The following is a 17,723-nucleotide window of genomic DNA, read 5'->3' as shown; positions in this document are numbered from 1 at the left end:
CCAATGGTATTGTGCGCGGCAAGACGCTAATATTGCACTGCACACAATAAACAGCAAATGCCCCGGTGTCTAACACCAAAGAAATAACTTTTAATTTCTTTGGTTTGCGCTTGCATCGAGTTTTAGGACGACAGGCAACGCGAGTGGGTTGTTCAGCGACGCTACGATATCGCGTATTGCAATTGCGTCGGGCGTCGTCGAAACCAGGTCCAGCGACTTAGGGTTATTGACGAACGACACTCCGGCGAACACAAACTTATTTCGGGTGCCAGCATCCGAAATCTGGCTCATGATGGCCGGCATGTTGGAAGCGATCGCCCGTCGCAGCTCGTCGGATGCCTTGCCATTGACCTTCGCGGCATGGTCGATCGCCCGGTCAAACAAGCCGGTATTTTCGAACGATAGCCGGAAATTTTGCAGGCCACCTGCGAGGAGTTCTGAAGGCAGGACTGATCCAGGATTGCTCATGCTCTTGTCGGAAACACCGGTCAGGGTTCCAGAAGCCGAAAGGGTACCCATGCCGACCCCGGTCAGCTTCAGCGTATCGACAGCAACCGCGGACGCCGCGTCTTGCCACGTGGCAGAGACGTCAAATGAAAGGTCGATCGCCTCGTACCCAAGGTCTTTTAGCGTCTGGCGCAAGCCCGGCTCTTCGATTTGGCTCGTCTGAAACTGCAGACTGCCAATCGTGCCCTTCACCCGTGTCGGCATCGCTCCAATGAAATATGACATTGCGACATCGACGCTTTTGACACCGTATGTCTTGCCGCCGGAGCTCGTGCTCAGATCGGCAATCTTGACCGCGCCGACCGTGGGGACTGTGCGTGCGCCTTCCGGCGCGCCACTGCCCTCTGTTGCTTTCAGAGTCGCAAGGTCAACCTGGGACAACTCAAGAGTGCGGGCGCTCAGGGTCTGATCCGGGCCGCCGGCAGTCAAATTCTCAAAACTGAGCTTGTCGAAATGGTTGGCTGTCAGGTTTGCAAGGGTTGCCGAACCTGCAGAGACTTTGTCAAAGGTTCCTGTATTCAGTCCGGCTGCTGCCGCACCAGAGAGGGACACACCTTCCAACGATATAGAGCCGCGCATTGCGTTCGCGATCGCCTCGGCGGAAGCCGGGTTTTCCGCGAGGTAGGTTTGGCTTGCCATTGCTGCGTCGAAGATCTGCGTGAGATCGCGTTCGAACTGCCGCACTTTGAGCGCACCGGTGGCACCCTGCTCAATGTTCACAGACAGCGCGCCGTTCGACAGCTTGAGGCCGTTAAATGAAGACTTGCCGATGAGACTGTAGTCAGGCCTTGATGATCCGGCTTCGAGGTATGCGCTCGGATCAAAAAGCCGCACATAGCTGCCAAGGTCGAGATCAGCCAGACTTGCCGACGACACGGCAAGACTTCCATCGGAAGGCTGCGCCCATGTTGCCTGGACAGAAGCCAGGTCGACGGCCTTGACCTTGCCGCCTTCAACGCCTGCCAGGCGTAATTGATGGACGGTCGCTGCTCCACCCCATTGGAGATCACTGGCCGTGATCGTTTCAATATCTGCCTTCGAAAGGCGCTTTAGAAACTCGACCTGCGTGGTGATCGGCCGTGCCGGATCGGAGATAAAACCTTGAAATGTCGGTATCGAGCCCGGCCCGAGTTCAAGCTTCGCAATTGTCATGGACGGTTGCTGGTTGGACTGCGCCGTAAGCTGCAGGCTATCGATCGTCGCGGAGCTGAAATTGATCGTAGTGCCGCTGGACGAGAACGCGACCAGCGACAATTTGGCTGCCGTCAGCTTGGAGCTGTCGCTACTCGAATTTCCCGCAAAACTCATAGCGAAGTTGTCGACATTCAAGGTGTCGCTCGCGCTATCGAGATCTGCCTTGTCAAAGGACACGTTGGTGCCCTCGCCCTGAAGCGAACTCACCCAGCTTTGAAACGCGACCTTGGCCTGTCCGCTAGGCGACGTTTGCACCAATGCTTGGCCAGTCACCGGAGACACAATCAGTGCCAGAGCGAATCCCACGGCATAAAATGCGCGCATCAAGTTTGTGCTCCCAAAAATACAGCGGGCTTGTTTGCAGGCCAGGACCTGCAGCTAATCCAAGCGGTCCCGCGATCGACCACCTGCGCACATCGTTCAAACTCGTTCGTGCATTTCACACGACCTCGTCGTCCCGCGCTAGCGGCGGTCCTTATAAACGAAGTATCTAAACAAGTTGAGTAACAACCATGTCACATCAACACCAAAGGGCGCGTCAGATAGCGGCCGGCGTCGCAACATCCTTGGACCGGCGCAGCCGCCGAGCTGCCAACATCGCGACTAGGCCGATGGTCGATATGAAGCCCGCTCCAGCCTCTGGCGATGGAACCTGTATCGTCGCCGTGATGACATCGCCGGTCGTCGTGAATGTCGATGGGCTTGCCGAACCGGCGAAGGACACGTGGCGCGCTGCCCCTCCTCCCCTTGCCTGGGGACCGTTCAAGCCGACAGTTGCGCCGCCTCCGGCATCCGAATTGACGGCGCCCCCAACGCCGGCATTCGAGCCGGCGGCCGCAGCGCTGACGGCAGTGGTCGCAACCACTTCACCGTTGACCGCCTTGCAGGTTACAGCCACCCCGCCGTTCGGCGTGACTGAAATCCCGAAACTGCCCGAGATGGCGGAATTCAGCTGGGCATTGGATGCCGACGCTGCCGCGACGCTGCTCAGGATCGAGCGGGCCAGCGTCCGAGCGGCCTGGCTTTGGGCGGGATTGGCCTGTGGGTTGTTGGCTGCTGTCATCAAGCTGGATGTCGCCGAGCACAGTCCGAGGCCAACGGCGGACACCTCCTCTGGGGCAGCAGATTGGGACGCATATGATACGACCTGTGGCAATGCCGATGGGCTGGCAAGTAGGAAGCTCTCGGTCATGCCAGGTAGCTGGGCCTTGTCCGAGATGTTTTGGATAAGTGCCTGGAAGTTACCGTTTGCGGCCTTCAGAGCGTCGTCGCTAAGCCGTTTGGCTGCAAGTTCCGGGGGAAGATCCCATCCCGGAGTAGCCAATGGTGCTGCGCCCGGCGCCGACTGCGCATAAGCTACCTGAGAAAGAGCCGCGCTAACGCAAGCGACCGCTACTATGGCTTTAAATAACCGCATGCCCATTCCCTAATACCTATGCATTACATGTAGTCATTTCTTCTTATGGGCACACGGCAAAAAAGTAAACAAGATCTTAACTGTGAGGTTAATGCCGGCACGATTGCGCGCTGCACACCCAGGAAGCTGCGATCTTAAGTTTAGCGCAATTGGTATGTTCTAGAGTAAGTGGGCAGGACCAGAGCGATCGAGGCAGGGCTTGATACGTCTTATCAACGAATTGAAAGGCAGGAGCCGAACAAGGCCCGCGCAGCGGCCTGCCCGATTGCGCGTTGACCTGGGTGAAGAGCCGCCCGAATACGCAATATATGCGATAGGTGACGTGCATGGGTGTCTCGACCTGCTGGAGCAAGCTGAAGCCGCAGTGGAAGCTGACGTCGGCCGCAGCGGTGTCGCGGGACTTGTTGTTCTGTTGGGCGATTACGTGGATCGGGGTGCCCAGTCGGCAAAGGTCCTGAACTACCTGAGCGGTCCGGCAAGACCAGGGACGCGGCGGTTAGCTCTTTGTGGAAATCATGACGATATGTTCCTGAAATTCCTACAGGATCCCCGCCGACATAAGATATGGCTGGAGATGGGCGGGCGAGAGACGCTAATGTCCTATGGAATCGCTTCCGTTCATTCGGAAGCGCGCATCACCGTCGAAGCTGAAGCCGAACTCCGGCTGCGTGTTCCTCAAGAGCACCGTGACTTTCTTGCGGCAATGCCGGTCTGTGCGCGGATAGGTCCCTACCTGTTTGCCCACGCCGGCGTCAGGCCTGGAGTGCCTCTCGAGGAGCAATCCGATGAGGACCTGATGTGGATCAGGGAGCCGTTTATAAGCCGTGGGCCGCAGTTGCCATACCTGCTGGTGCACGGCCATACGCCCTTCAAAAGCCCGTCTATCGGCCCCAGCCGGATCGGTATCGACACCGGCGCCTACGTCAGCGGCAGGCTAACCGTACTGAAAATACATAGTGGAAATGCTACAATTCTTCCACAGCCCAAGTAGTGAATTAGTTGACGCTGCGGCAAAATGACAGATTAGACTGTGTCGAAATTGCCACGCAAAATAATATTGAAATGTCATGGACTGGACGCAAGTGTTTTCCGATTTACAGCGCACCGCTCCATGTTATTGAAGTAACCCCGCGGGTTAGCCCAAAAGTCTAGCAGAGTCGTTCAAGCTAACGGTTTTGCAGGCCGCTGGATAACTTCGACATCGCCTTGGTTTCCGCTTGAAGCGGGAACGGATCTATACTAACGGGCTTGGGCACCTATGGGTGCAAGGCATGGTTATTCGAACGGATTTCAAGACGTTGGCTTTGGTTAAGCTCATGTTGTTAATACCGAAACGGTAAGTTGGTATCGCTGCCGGGCAAGGTTGGAGCCTGATAGCGCAGTATGCTGCTTCGGAATGTGTGGGTGAAGGGGACGTGAGTGTTTAGATTTCCGGCATATGCCGCGCGAGTTGGCATAGTTGTTCTCTCTGGGATTTCCGTAGCGGGCTGCCAGGGTCTCTCCAAAGAAGGCCCCACTGCACAAGAGATAAAGTCAAAGGCTGCGGTCACCGTGACTGGTGCGCGGACGAAGACTATTTTTGACTACGTGCTCATCGACGTTGATGGCGATGCCGTCAACCAGTTCGGAACCCTTCCCAAGGGTTCGCTCTTCGGGACGTTCGGAAACGCCAAGAGCAAAGCGGCGCAATTGAAACTCGGCGTTGGAGACGTCGTCCAGGTAACGATTTTCGAAGCCCAAACAGGTGGCTTGTTTATCCCGACCGATGCGGGCGCTCGCCCGGGCAATTATGTGACCTTTCCTGCGCAGCAGATCGACGGCGAGGGTAAGCTCACCGTCCCCTACGCTGGGCCGATCAACTTTGCAGGTCGGTCGATCATCGACGTCCAGAACGAAATCGCTGACAAGCTCTCAAACCGTGCAATTGAGCCCCAGGTTATGATCACGCTGGCCAACCAGCGATCGAGCCAGGTGTCTGTCGTCGGGGACGTCCGGTCCGCGTCGCGCATCGACATCAATCCTGCCGGCGACCGGATTATTGACGTCCTTGCGCGCGCTGGGGGGCCGGCTAGCCCTGGATATGAGACCTACGTTACGCTGGAACGCGGCCGCTCCAAATCGACGATGTATTTCGACGACATCCTCTCAGACGCGAATGAGAACATTTTTGTGCATCCCGATGACACCATCTATGTCTATCGCGAGGCCGAAAGCTTCTTAGCATTTGGCGCGACGAATTCAGGGAACACCGGCGCCTCGACGAAGATCGACTTTGGTTCATCTCACATTACGCTTGCTGAAGGCATCGCGAAAATGGGTGGCCTGGACGACACGCGTGCTGACGCCAAGAAGGTATTTATCTATCGCGTCATGGACCGTGACCAGCTGTCTCACGCCAAGGTCGATCTCAAGCGATTCGCAGCGAACCAGAAGTCGATCCCTGTCATCTTCCAGATCGATTTCCGGAATCCGAGCGCATACTTCGCAGCGCAGAACTTCAGCCTGGCCAACAAGGACATTGTCTACGTCGACAATTCCGGTTCTTACGAGCTGACCAAGTTCCTGTCGCTGGTGACGAATGTCACATCTACCGTCACGAACTCTGCGAACGCAGTCAGTGCCGTTCGCAGCGGACGCGAAGCGGTAAGAAACTTCAACGACTAAGGATATCAACGCCGTCGTCCTGGCGCGCTCGCAGCTGGCCAGGACTTCGATCGTCAACGCTCAAGCGGCCTGACCTGCGGCTTCACCGGAGGCTTACAAGCGGCCTCGGACACAATCACAAGCACCAAAGTCGCCGTGTCAGACCGTGGCTGCTCGATCCGGCAAAGCTCTTTGCGCCAACGGACAACTGGCTGACATGGATGTCGGCCGCCCGAGCAATCTCGGAGATGACCGCGTCTGGCGCACAGCAGTAAGCGACGAGCCGCTCTTTATCTTCGCGTGACCAGCGCCGACGGCGCTCTACGGACGTGATCACCTCAATTGGATGCTTCGCCATATGACTATTCCTAGTGTTACCACCAGGACTGGCAGTCAGCATGCCGTCATCGCAAGCTGGCCTTCACCGTGGACTTACTTTCGAGCGTCCGTAGCCACGCGTGCACACTTATCAAAGCTGTCTTGCCAATCCTGGACGGCGCCAAGCATTGGCAGCTCGTCTACTGGCGAACCAATTCGAAGTAGGGGGTTACATCGTCGCCAAGCTCCGCGAGCCGAACGGTCGCTTGGCTTGCGCCGTCAAGTGCTTGTACAAAATGGATCTCACGGGTCCTACGTCCAGAAAAGTCGAGCGCGAAAAATCGCCAGTCACCTGGCGGCGCGATAACCTTGACTGTGGCATCCTTGATCTGGACCGGAAAGCGCCCGATGCGATCGATGACCTTCTCATCTCGATCCTTGAACGTGGCGCCGGAATTGCGCGAATCCGTCGAGACTACCAGCAGGCTATGCTTTGATTTCGAGAGGTCTGCGTCCTGTCCAAGGTCGGAAACAAATACGGCGCCGGCGCCCTCGCTAAGCTCGATCTTCCATCCGCTTCCGCCGACGCTGGACGGGTGTTCGGACACAAGGCCGACACTGCCTTTCGTTACCACGGTCTCGACCTTGGCTTTGGTATCCAGTATGATTTCGCCTGTTGAACTGTGGTATATACCTCGCGAGGCATCGTCTGCCACGTGGGAGGTGATGAGTCCTTGCCTGACGAGTTTTGCGGTCAACGCGGAAATGCTGCCGAGCTTTTCGGCATAGGGCAAAGCGATGCGGTTGAAGCCCGTTGCCTGTTCGCCCGCACCTTCCCCGGCAACAGCAACGCCGACGAGATGCTGCAATTTTGCCGCCTCCCAATCTACGAAAACGTTCGACGGTGCAGAGGATACGCCAGGTGGCAGTTGAACTGTAACGCGGCTTTTTGAGGGACTCACGTCTCCTCTCCCATACAGGAATGCCGCGATCGTCTCCCCTGCCCGCAGTGTTGGATCTTGGCCAACATTGAAGGGAACAAGCATCTGTTGCCATTGCCCCCTTCCCGGCCGGTTGAGAGCGATAGGCGTGCCGTATTGGCAAACGAGATTCCAATTTTGGAAAGCCGCCTGTGCGGCGGTCATCGGAGCCACCGCGTAGCGATTGGGGTTAGGGTAGGACATGCCGTATTCTGTAACTGTGTATGGCTTTCCTTCGATACGCGACCAGCTGAGTTTGTCGAAAAAGCGGCTCTTGCCGTCGAGAAGGTCTCCGCCCCAGAACTCAGTGCCAGGCTCGATCATGCCATTTTTGGGACTGTCCGCGTACTGGTGCAGGTCAACAAACGACAGCGCGTTGCGTGAAGAATTCTCCCGATAATCGGCAATCGTGTCGAACGATGTGACTGGACCTCGATATCCGAGTTTCTCGAGTTCGCCCTTCATCCACTGCACTTGGCCTTTCTGCAATTCCGACGAAAAAGCTGCGAAGTCTGACGCAGCAGCCGTATTCGCACCAGAGCTGACTTCCTTCAATGAGAACTTGCTACCCCAAGCATGTTCGATGTCCGCGTCGGAGTGGTACCGAGCAAGTAGCCAGTTGTAAAACGGCTCGCGGAAGTCCTCCGAAATACCCTTCCGGGAAATGACCTGGACCTCGCCCTCGTTCACTAGGATAACGCCCAGCGTGGCGGGGTCTTGCAGTGGCGAAGCATGTGTCAGCGGGTTTTGTCTGGCCCAGAGCACGCGCGCGAGCTTGGCCCAGTGATCACGTTCGGCGCCAGGAAAATAGCTTCCTACCTTGGTGTCGTGCTTTCCCTCGATCCAGCGGTTGTCGCCAACATCCCCGTAGGCGCCGTTCCACGATCCCATGACGTCGAAGATGAAGCGGATACCGCGGCTCCTCAGTTCGGCGAGCAGGTGGTCGAAGCGATCAAGCTGCTCCGGATCAAAGCCGAAATCAGCGCGCCTGCCTTCCATGAGGAAAAGATCGGCCATGTGAATACGGACTGCATTATAGCCGGCACGGCTTATCGCATCTGCCCACCGGGGGATTTCCTTTACCGGAGGTAAGCCGCCAGTGTTTTTCCCAAAGGTAAGTGTGCTGCAGAAAAATCGCGCCGCCCGCGCCGGCTGCCGCGCGTTGATGTTGAAGTCCTCGGACGAGAACGCTACCCCGCCTCCAAGCTTAATCCCGGAGTCGATGCGCGGGACCACGGCCGATATGTCCAAAGCACTTCCCGCCACCACCTCAAGGGATGAGTTCGGGACCGTAATCCAATTGGCGACAGCAATGGAATCGGACGACGCCACAAGCGTAAGCGCAATAAGGAGCGCGCCGGTTGTCGTGACCCCGATATCGTAAAGTTGCTTTCGCAAATGTCTGCCTTTACCTGATTATTTTGGCCGGAACCCCAACTGCGATGGATCTTGCCGGAACATCCTTTGTAACGACTGCGTTCGCACCAATGCTTGCGAAATCTCCGATCAGGACATTCCCGATGATCTTCGCTCCAGCGCCAATATTCACGTTATTGCCTAGTCTGGGTGCTTCCATCGGTCGGTCGCTGGACTTGTTGCCCAACGTTACGCAGTGCCTGATAAGGCAATCATCGCCGATTACAGCTGCTCCATGAATGATTATTGACCCAAAGTGCTCTATTTGAAGCCTTCGACCGACGGTCGCAGCTTCTGGAAGTGAAATACCGCACGTGACCTCGATGAATTTTAGCATGAGCAAATTTGCGAGACCCCATAGCTGTCTCACAACAGGGATCCGGCACTTCATCCGAGGGTGGCTCAGCCTATAGACAAACAATGCCCAAAAGCCTTGTGACAATAAACCTTCTCGCTGCGTTTTGAAATCTTCTGAGATCAATTCGAGAAGGCCGATCTTTTTGCTAGCCATAGTGCTTCTTCCGGGCGTGGATTTGGGTTCTTAGTATCGCTGCGAGGCCGACGGCCATCACGGAATAGTTGCGGTTCGTCATGACCCACTCACGCCCCCTGTTGCCAAGTGCCTCGCGGTCGACGTTATCGCGCAACAGTGCAATTATAGCGTCAGCGTATGCTTGGGGTTTGAACAGCGTCACGATTCCAGCCTGACTGGTAGTAATGACATGACGTTGATCGGGGTGATCATTTGCAACTACGGGAAGACCCATAGCCAGGTACTCGACAAGCTTTGTGGGCGAAGTGGAGTCGAGTATTGGGTCTGGGGCCATCAACGCCAATGCCACATCGACTTGCGCAAGCAGGGGCCTCACGGAAGCTGCTGGAACCCATCCAGTGATCTCTGTATTGTCATCGAGGCCCAATCGGGCGACTTCGCCCCTCAGCCAAAGCTGGTCCTCTTTTTCGAGTGCATCGCCGACTATCAACAGTTTAATTGTCGGAAGAACCGCCTTTACATGCGCGAGCGCTTCCAGGATAAAATCGATCCGACGGATCCTGCTGCATTCGCCGAGATACGCGACGACTGGTTTCTCGTGGCGCGATCGCGACCTAGGCGGCATTGGCGGGAACCGGATTGGATCGACACACATTGGCACTGAGGAGATGTTTTCCGCGCGAAGCTTGCGATGCGTGAGATCCTCAACCATCTTGTCACTTTGGGCAAAAATATGATCAGCAAAAGGAAGGACTAGCCGGTAGAGCACGACGGCGCCCAAGTTGCCGCGTAACCGCAGGTAAAGCCACCGAACCGGTTGGGCTTTGACGGAAATTTGGCCGGCAAGCCTTGCGAGCGATTCCGCGATCGGAAACGACATCCAGTAAAAAAATGGAATCCCGAGTTTGCGAGCAAACAGCCTCGCCGGAATAGCGATGAACGTCTGGTCCCGAACTATGATCGCGTCGTATCGTCCCCTCGGCACTGACCAGAGAATCTTGAGGGCAAAGAAAAACCATCGAACCTGCTCAAGAATTTTGTTGGCCGCCCTTCGCGAGAGGTATAGATCTCCGCCGGCCCAGTGTTGTACGCCAGGTTCAAAATTCGCACTTTGGACTGTCAATAAGTCGCACTCAATTGCTTCGCGATTGAGGTAACCCCATAGCGACGTAACGTCGGGCCGAAAGGTTGGAAAGCCGTCCAAAGCTAGCAACAAAACGCGGACCTTGCTTCGCACTTCTTATACCCTTCTCAAGACAAGCTTCACGAAAGTCTTTGCGGTCTCCTTGAGGAGCCCCCTGAAACGTCTGTCCGCGACCCGTAGCGGAATGTTCACCAACACCCAAGGCGCAAATTTTGCGAACTGCATAGCGGCCTGTGGCAGGCGGCGCCTGTTCATTTCTCCCTGTACGGAAAGTAATCCAACATACCGGTCGAAAATCCGCTCAAAGTCTCGGTCGCCGATCGCTCTGTAGAAGTCTCCTCTAGTTGGCGTGTTGGCTGCTCTAGCAGGGTCGTCTTTGCCTAGATTGACTGCCATCGCTGACAAGACAGCATTAATCGCCCCGTCGAGTTGAGCAGTAACGTTTTTTGTCGATAGTGAGTTGCGGTGTATGCGATAATCAAGAAGAGGCTGCTGAATGATTTCAAGGCTGCCGTAGCGGGCGAATCTTAGGAAAAGGTCCCGATCCTCGGCGTGAGCGAACGGCTTTCGATAGCCGCCGACGAGCTCGAAAATCTCGCGACGGAACATGATCGATGGGTGCGGCGGCGACGCTACGACGGGAGGGAAGATGTCAAGGTTGGTTTGGCGAAACCTCTTAAACGGGGCTTGCTCCGCGAAAGCCACACCATCCTCATCGATCATTCGATACAGGCTCCCAACGCACACGCAGTCAGGTCGCTGATCCAGGAAGCGCACTTGCTCAAGAAACCGATCATGGCGAGCAATATCATCACCGTCGATGCGAGCGAAAAACTCTCCTTGTGCAGCTGCAGCTGCGATATTGAGGGTATCTACGATGCCAGAATTCTCTTTTTGAATGACCTTGCATCTTGGATCGGACGCTGCGAAACGCTCTAGTTCCTCCGCCGTGCCATCCGTGCTGCCATCATTGACGGCAATAATCTCAAAGTCCTCATAAGACTGTCCTGCGAGTGAATGGAGCGTCTCTGCTACATATGCCTGGCAATTGTACAGAGGCAAGAGGACGGAAACCCGTGGTTTCGACATTAAATTCCCCGTTGCACTTCGTTTCGCCGCAGCACACGTCTCACGGCTGACTTTAGCCTGTCCGAAAGAACCGCCCGGGCGGTTCTTCGGGCAACGTCGCCCAAGGACGCCCGTCCGGCAACAACGTTGCGGACCGCTCTGTTGAGAGCGCTAACCGGCGCTTCAACAATCTCCATCTCGTAAAGGTGCTTGTGGTAGAACGATGCGATATCTTTCTCGGATAAATATGCTTGCGCAGTTTTCATCCAGACCAGGGACGGATTAACATTCCGTCGCTTTGAAGTCCTCTCAACGGCGGGGTCAGCCGAATAAACAACCAAAGGCTCATCGCAGTAAACAAAAGACACACCAGCGTGAGCCGCGCGCAATACAAAATCGACGTCTTGGTGACGACGTAGGCCGTCGGCGAAACGTATCTCGCGAGCCACGCTTGACGGCATAAGCAGGGTCGATGTCTGGACCACTTGATCAAGGTCGATCATGTACTCTGCCGGCGACACGCGACCGTCGAAAGCTATCCTATTCCACTCACTTTTCGTACTGTGATCTCCGTAATCGATAATGAGGTTCGAGAAGCATATTAGGCGGTCGGTTTCCCGGCCCAAAATAATCTGTAACTGCTTCATTAATTTGTCGGGGAGCCAAAGATCATCTGAGTCGAGAAAGGCAATCATGGATCCGCTTGCGGCATCTATCCCCGCGTTGCGAGCAAATCCGCCTCCCCGGTTCTCGGGCAACTCAATGAGTTTAACTGGAATTGCCTGCCCAAACTGAGTTCGGACAACTGCGGCTGTATCGTCCGTTGACGCGTCGTCGATTACAAGGACTTCCTTCGGAGAAACTGTTTGCTGAAGGACGCTATTTATTGCACTTAGAATTGCTTCAGGGCGATTTCTAACGGGTATAACAACGGAAATATCGGCCTTCATATCGGTCCTTAGCTCAGAATAGGTTGCTCTTTAGATTCATTCGGCGAGCCCGAAGTGCTAATCCTGCCCGGTAGCGAACTCCCGTGTTTTCGTATCGCCTTCCTCCCCTCTCGCACCAGCGCTGCCTCGCGTATTCTCGCGTCATAAAGTGCCATTGCGAAAAAGAAAGACAGCCAGCCAAAGGATGGCAAGAACAGCTTCTCGGACGCGGTCAATCCACCAACAAGGCAGTACATGAACAAAACGGCTGCCAAGTAGAGGCCTGAGTCTCGTAGAGACCAGATAATATCTATCAGCCGTCGCGCGGCACGAAGCACGATATAGAAAAATGGCGCGGAACCGACCCAACCATATGTCAATATTGCTTCGAGGTAGGCGTTATGCGCTGAACTGAACAGCGTTCCTAGCTGATATTCGGCCAACAACCCCACGGAGATGTTGTCCGAGGTCATGAAGCCGGTGCCATACCCGCTGAACGGCATTGCCGAGATCAAATACAACGACAATGCCCAGATCCGGTCACGGCCTGTGAAGCTGGTATCTCGACCAAAAAAGGCAAAAACGTCTGCGACATCATCGGGAATAAAGACGAGCAGGAACAAGAAGACAGAAACAACGGCGACTAATATTACAAAGGCAAAACGACGTGTCTTCGTTGGCAACCTTAAGAACGGCAACATAGCTACGCCAAACATCGTCAGGACGATGCCTTGTGCGGATCTGGCGAGTGCGACCATCAAAATTGCAAGAACCACGTTTGCAACACGCTGCGTCTTCCGCACAGAACCAGCGAAAAGCGAAACAAGCAGATACACGGCGCTTACTTGTGACAAATCGTTTCGGTGAGCCGTGAGGCCTCTAAATGCGCCAGAGAATTCGCCAATCATAAAGGACCGGGCCGGGACAAGAAGAGAGACCGCATTGAGGCAGAGGAAAAGGAAGGCGGAATTGAGTACAATCCGGATTGCGACTTTCGATCCGTCAAAAAACAGGGAGAGAGATAGAGCCGTCAATATATCCAGGTAACCCAGGGCATAAAAAGTGGAACCGGGGTTAGATGCTGAGACTACTACGCTGCTGACGATGGCAATCAGACTGAAAGTGACCGATGGCCACTCAGCTCTCAAGATCGATTTTAAGGATGTCCCGTGCATAATAAGCATAATAAGAGCAAATAATGTGACCGACGCCTCAAGATAATATTGTACGCGGCTTGGCGAAAAAGCTTCTCCTGCGTAGACATGTGGCCAGATCCTTATGCCACTATATTTAAATAGCACCATATAAAGAAGCATCGAACGCGCAATAATCAAAATCTTATCTTGCTTGGATGAAATATCAGAAAATGCAGCTCGATAACTATTAGTGGATTTATTCACCTGCCTCGCGCTCCCACCAAGTCGTCATAAAGGCTTTCGAGCTTTCTCACATTCTCGTGCAGTGAGAAATTATCCTCGCATAGTTGGCGGCCCCGAGTCGCTAAGTCGTTAGCCAAACTCGGTGCGCTAAGAACCTTTCGCAGTTCGGTGGCCAGAGCCTCCGGGGAACCGGCGATTGCTGTTCGGCCGGCGGACCAGCGATTCAGCATTTCGGCCATCGGCTGATCGTCAAATATCACGACAGGCGTGCCCAATGCCAAGGCCTCCATCAGAACAATTGGCATACCTTCGGCGTCGCCATCCTTTGCGCGGATACTTGGAAGGCAGAACACAGCATTTGACGTCATCGCATCGAGCACTCGCTCTCTGGGTGCCGATCCGCCAAAGTTTACCGAAACTTTCAATTCAGAGGCTAGTGTTTCTAGTGGAAAGCGAAGTGGGCCGTCACCTATAATTGTCAGCGGGTTTTCGCGCCGCTCTTGCTCCGAAAGCAAAGAATACGCGCGAACCAACTTTTCCATCCCTTTTTTCTCTACCAATCTACCCACCGAAAGCACGCCCGATCGCGCTTTCGCGCTCGGCCTCACAAGATTTTCTAGATCGACGCCTAGGGGTATCGTCAGCAGCTTTTCAGGGGGAAAGCCTCGCTCCAGCAATTCGCCACGAATAAAGTCGGACACGCAAACAACTCTAGACACTCTTTTCTTTAGCCAGTCGGCGCGACGAAGGTAAAGCCGTCCATCTTCAAATTTAGAGAACGCTGCGTCATTTAAGGTCGCGTCATATCCATGTGCGGTGACGATAAGCGGAATGTCATTCTTCTCAAGGTAGGGCTTGAGGCGCGCCGCATCGATCAGAAAGTGAGCGTGAATGATAGCCGGTCGCGATTTTTCGACGACACCGCTCAACTTTGGCGACCATCCGAGCCGAGAAAACAGGAACCTGCTTACTCGGGATTTTCCTACATTCACAACAGGAACTGCCGCGCGGTGAGACGCGTCAATATCGGCCTCTGTCAGCACAGTTGGTTTATATCGCTTCAACGATTTGAGATGATCGGACACAAACGTTTCCGACGCTAGAGCATATCGCTGACGATAGACTAAAACAGACTTACTTTCCAATTTCCTCTCCGCGTATGTCACACTTTGGGTGACGGATTGACGCCACCGCCCGGTACCATATGCCAATGGTTTGCGCGATACTATTTAAGCAAATATTTGCGCCCCAACCCGTATAGACTTGCCACGCACACTGGTGATATCTGCGTCTACCGACAGAGTGCGTCTCGGGTGCACTAGTTACTTTCAATGTGGATTGCTAAATCCGACAGGCAGCACAATTTAATAGTCCAATGAATAAGTCATTAGCAAACAATATATCGTGGACGTTTTTTTCTCGTTTCGGCGCCCAGGCCACACAGCTGGCTTGCAGTGTATTCCTGGCACGAATGCTTACGCCTACTGAATACGGCATAATGGGAATGCTCGTGGTATTTTCGGGCTTTGCTCAGGCCATTGGCGACGCCGGCATCAACTCAGCTGTAATTTATAGCGAGAGAAATGATACAGCATTTATATCTACTGCGTTCTGGATACAGACTTCTATCAATATTGCTCTAGTTGCGTTGTTTTATTTTGGGGCTCATTATATTGCAGATTTCTATTCGGAGCCCGAACTCTATGACATTTCTAGGGTTATGTCTCTAAATTTCGTTTTACTCTCAATGGGGCAGATCCAGAGCAGCATACTTGCTCGCGAAATGAACTTTCGTGCAATTTCAATCGGGAATTACCTCGCAGCATTAATTTCAAGTATTGTTGCTCTGGCGATGGCGTATGCCGGCATGGGGATTTGGTCGCTTGCGGCAATGACACTTACCAGCAGCCTCGTGTTGCTCGTCTTTCTATCGTTTTCGTCGCGTTGGCTGCCTTCGTTTCAATTTGAGCGGAAAGCCGCGGCTGCAATAATCCGTTACGGGAGCTATTTGCTCTCGAACAATTCATTGAATTATTGGATGCGGAACGGCGATAATCTGGCCATCGGGAAGTTTCTCGGAGCTGTTGACTTGGGCGTGTACAACCGGGCGTATACGTTGATGCTTCTTCCGCTGCAAAACATCGGTGCCGTTCTTGGGCAGGTGATGTTTGCTGCCATGGCTCGACTTAAAGACGATATCCCTTCCCTGCGGGCACTGTATGAAAAAGCTATCAAACAGATAGCTCTAATAGCTTTTCCTGCGATGGCAGGTCTCTGCATACTTTCTAACGAAGTGATTGCCGTTCTCTACGGTGACCAGTGGTCAGCCTCAGCGCCACTTCTTCGGGTCTTGAGTCTTGTGGGGCTCCTTCAGTGCATCGTGTTTCCTGTCGGATGGATCTATTCATCACTAGGGCACACGCGGAGCCAATTCCGCATAACACTTGCATTATTCCCTATTTTTCTTGTCACCATCGGAGTGGGAATGTTGTGGGGCTTGATCGGGGTGACCGTCGGTTACGCCGTGTGGGCCGTAATTTCCGCAGTCTGGAATATCAGCGTTGCCGGTGGCTTGATTGGTGTCGGTCTTTGGCGATACCTGTTTGTACTTCGGAAAAAAGTCATATCGACTGTGGCAATGGCCGCAGTCGTAGTCGCAACCGTTCACTTCAATGAAGCACCGAATAGTTCACTGCCTCAACTTATGTTTCAAACCGCGATCGGCGCTGCAGTGTATTGCCTGAGTTGTCTGATACTGCGCGATGACGAGTTCTTAGAATTATTTGGAAAGTTGGCGCGCAAGGCGAGATTAATTTCTTAGGACGCGAGCTGTATATCTGATCGCTAAGAACGCAAAAGTTGAATACTTGGCCCGATCAAAACCTGAGATTTACAACTAAGTGATGGAGATGTGATGCGTATTGTTATGATCGGTTCTGGTTATGTCGGCCTGGTGTCCGGCGCCTGCCTCGCGGATTTCGGCCACCACATCACCTGCGTGGACAAGTCCGAAGCCAAGATCGATGCCCTGGAGCGCGGCGAAGTGCCGATCTTCGAGCCGGGCCTCGACGCGATCATCGAGCATAACCGGGCGGCCGGCCGCCTTGACTTCTCAAAGGATCTGGCGGCGCCCGTCGCTGCCGCCGACGTCGTCTTCATCGCTGTCGGCACCCCATCGCGCCGTGGCGACGGTCATGCCGACCTGAGCTACGTCTATGCCGCAGCCCGTGAGATCGCCGCTGCCGTCACCGGCTTCACCGTGATCGTCACCAAGTCCACCGTGCCCGTCGGCACCGGCGACGAGATCGAGCGCATCTTCCGCGACGAGTTCCCCGGCAAGGACATCGCCGTCGTCTCCAATCCGGAATTCCTGCGTGAGGGTGCTGCGATCACTGATTTCAAGCGCCCCGACCGCATCGTCATCGGCACCGAAGAGCCGCGCGCCGTCGAAGTCATGCGCGAAGTCTACCGCCCGCTCTATCTCAACGAAGCACCGCTCTATTTCTGCGAACGCCGCACCTCCGAGCTGATCAAATATGCCGCCAACGCCTTCCTGGCGATGAAGATCACCTTCATCAACGAGATCGCCGACCTCTGCGAGCAGATCGGCGCGGACGTGCAGAAGGTCGCCAAGGGCATCGGCATGGACAAACGCATCGGCGACAAGTTCCTGCATGCAGGCCCCGGCTATGGCGGCTCCTGCTTCCCGAAGGATACGCTGGCTCTCGTCAAGACCGCGCAGGACTATGACAGCCCGATGCGGCTGATCGAGACGACCGTCGCCATCAACGACAACCGCAAGCGCGCCATGGGCCGCAAGGTCATCGCCGCCTGTGACGGCACAGTGCGCGGCAAGAAGATCGCCGTCCTCGGCCTGACCTTCAAGCCGAATACCGACGACATGCGCGACGCCCCGTCGATCACCATCATCCAGGCGCTGCTCGATGGCGACGCCGAAGTCCATGCCTATGACCCGGAAGGTATGGAAGACGCCAAGGGCATGCTCGGACCTGTCACCTACGGCAAGGATCCCTACGAGATCGCCGAGGGTGCCGACGCGATCGTCATCGTCACCGAATGGGATGAGTTCCGCGCCCTCGATTTCAAGCGCCTGAAGACCACGGTCAAAACGCCGACGATCGTCGACCTGCGCAACATCTATCCCGCCGCCGAAGTCAGTAGACACGGTTTCAGCTACTTCGCCGTCGGCAAGAAGGCGCAAAACTTTCGCTAAG

At 54.8% G+C, this 17,723-nt stretch carries 14 protein-coding genes; 4 read left to right on the top strand and 10 right to left on the bottom strand.

What is annotated here, in order from left to right:
* Positions 1–90: 90 nt before the first annotated feature.
* Both J2X43_RS16880 and J2X43_RS16875 read right to left on the bottom strand, forming a co-directional pair.
* A complete protein-coding gene (locus J2X43_RS16880) occupies positions 91–2,025 on the bottom strand; it encodes a hypothetical protein (protein WP_310295534.1) in 1,935 nt (644 codons plus the stop codon).
* A gap of 214 nt (positions 2,026–2,239) precedes the next feature.
* Positions 2,240–2,764, bottom strand: a complete 525-nt coding sequence (locus tag J2X43_RS16875; protein ID WP_310295532.1) for a hypothetical protein — start codon at positions 2,762–2,764, stop codon at positions 2,240–2,242.
* A 553-nt stretch (positions 2,765–3,317) separates the two neighbouring features.
* On the opposite strand from J2X43_RS16875, the gene J2X43_RS16870 reads away from it, so the two are divergent.
* Positions 3,318–4,109 carry a metallophosphoesterase family protein gene (locus J2X43_RS16870; RefSeq protein WP_310295530.1) on the top strand — a complete coding sequence of 264 codons (792 nt, stop codon included), beginning with the start codon at positions 3,318–3,320 and terminating at the stop codon, positions 4,107–4,109.
* 428 nt (positions 4,110–4,537) lie between these two features.
* Positions 4,538–5,782 carry a polysaccharide biosynthesis/export family protein gene (locus J2X43_RS16865; RefSeq protein ID WP_310295528.1) on the top strand — a complete coding sequence of 415 codons (1,245 nt, stop codon included), beginning with the start codon at positions 4,538–4,540 and terminating at the stop codon, positions 5,780–5,782.
* Positions 5,783–5,897: 115 nt separating this feature from the next.
* Here the strand turns inward: J2X43_RS16865 and J2X43_RS16860 are convergent, their stop codons facing one another.
* The 8 genes from J2X43_RS16860 to J2X43_RS16825 all read right to left on the bottom strand — a co-directional run bounded on the left by J2X43_RS16860 (position 5,898) and on the right by J2X43_RS16825 (position 14,573).
* Positions 5,898–6,119 carry a transposase gene (locus J2X43_RS16860; protein WP_310295527.1) on the bottom strand — a complete coding sequence of 74 codons (222 nt, stop codon included), beginning with the start codon at positions 6,117–6,119 and terminating at the stop codon, positions 5,898–5,900.
* 160 nt (positions 6,120–6,279) lie between these two features.
* A complete protein-coding gene (locus J2X43_RS16855; protein ID WP_310295525.1) occupies positions 6,280–8,457 on the bottom strand; it encodes a hypothetical protein in 2,178 nt (725 codons plus the stop codon).
* A gap of 10 nt (positions 8,458–8,467) precedes the next feature.
* Positions 8,468–8,986 carry a serine O-acetyltransferase gene (locus J2X43_RS16850; RefSeq protein WP_310295523.1) on the bottom strand — a complete coding sequence of 173 codons (519 nt, stop codon included), beginning with the start codon at positions 8,984–8,986 and terminating at the stop codon, positions 8,468–8,470.
* Positions 8,979–10,205 (bottom strand): glycosyltransferase family 4 protein, encoded by a 1,227-nt coding sequence (locus J2X43_RS16845; RefSeq protein WP_310295521.1) that lies wholly within the window; start codon positions 10,203–10,205, stop codon positions 8,979–8,981. Before J2X43_RS16845 ends, J2X43_RS16850 begins: the two co-directional genes overlap by 8 nt.
* Before the next feature lie 3 nt (positions 10,206–10,208).
* Entirely contained in the window at positions 10,209–11,201 is a 993-nt protein-coding gene (locus J2X43_RS16840; protein ID WP_310295519.1) for a glycosyltransferase, read from the bottom strand.
* Positions 11,201–12,130: a glycosyltransferase family 2 protein gene (locus J2X43_RS16835; RefSeq protein WP_310295517.1), complete on the bottom strand. Its 930-nt coding sequence runs from the start codon at positions 12,128–12,130 to the stop codon at positions 11,201–11,203. Before J2X43_RS16835 ends, J2X43_RS16840 begins: the two co-directional genes overlap by 1 nt.
* Before the next feature lie 8 nt (positions 12,131–12,138).
* Positions 12,139–13,509 (bottom strand): O-antigen ligase family protein, encoded by a 1,371-nt coding sequence (locus J2X43_RS16830; protein ID WP_310295515.1) that lies wholly within the window; start codon positions 13,507–13,509, stop codon positions 12,139–12,141.
* Positions 13,506–14,573 (bottom strand): glycosyltransferase, encoded by a 1,068-nt coding sequence (locus J2X43_RS16825; protein WP_310295513.1) that lies wholly within the window; start codon positions 14,571–14,573, stop codon positions 13,506–13,508. Before J2X43_RS16825 ends, J2X43_RS16830 begins: the two co-directional genes overlap by 4 nt.
* 290 nt (positions 14,574–14,863) lie before the next feature.
* Between J2X43_RS16825 and J2X43_RS16820 the strand changes: the two genes are divergently transcribed.
* Together J2X43_RS16820 and J2X43_RS16815 are read left to right on the top strand one after the other, a co-directional pair.
* The gene (locus J2X43_RS16820; protein ID WP_310295511.1) at positions 14,864–16,309 is read left to right on the top strand and encodes a lipopolysaccharide biosynthesis protein; all 1,446 of its coding nucleotides are present in this window, start codon (positions 14,864–14,866) and stop codon (positions 16,307–16,309) included.
* Between the two features lie 93 nt (positions 16,310–16,402).
* Positions 16,403–17,722: a UDP-glucose/GDP-mannose dehydrogenase family protein gene (locus J2X43_RS16815; protein ID WP_310295509.1), complete on the top strand. Its 1,320-nt coding sequence runs from the start codon at positions 16,403–16,405 to the stop codon at positions 17,720–17,722.
* Position 17,723 lies beyond the last annotated feature (1 nt).

Source organism: Rhizobium sp. BE258, from assembly GCF_031457345.1.
Taxonomy (GTDB): Bacteria; Pseudomonadota; Alphaproteobacteria; order Rhizobiales; family Rhizobiaceae; genus Rhizobium.
Note: the sequence above shows the minus strand (reverse complement) of the source record. Positions and strands in the feature narration are given on the sequence as shown.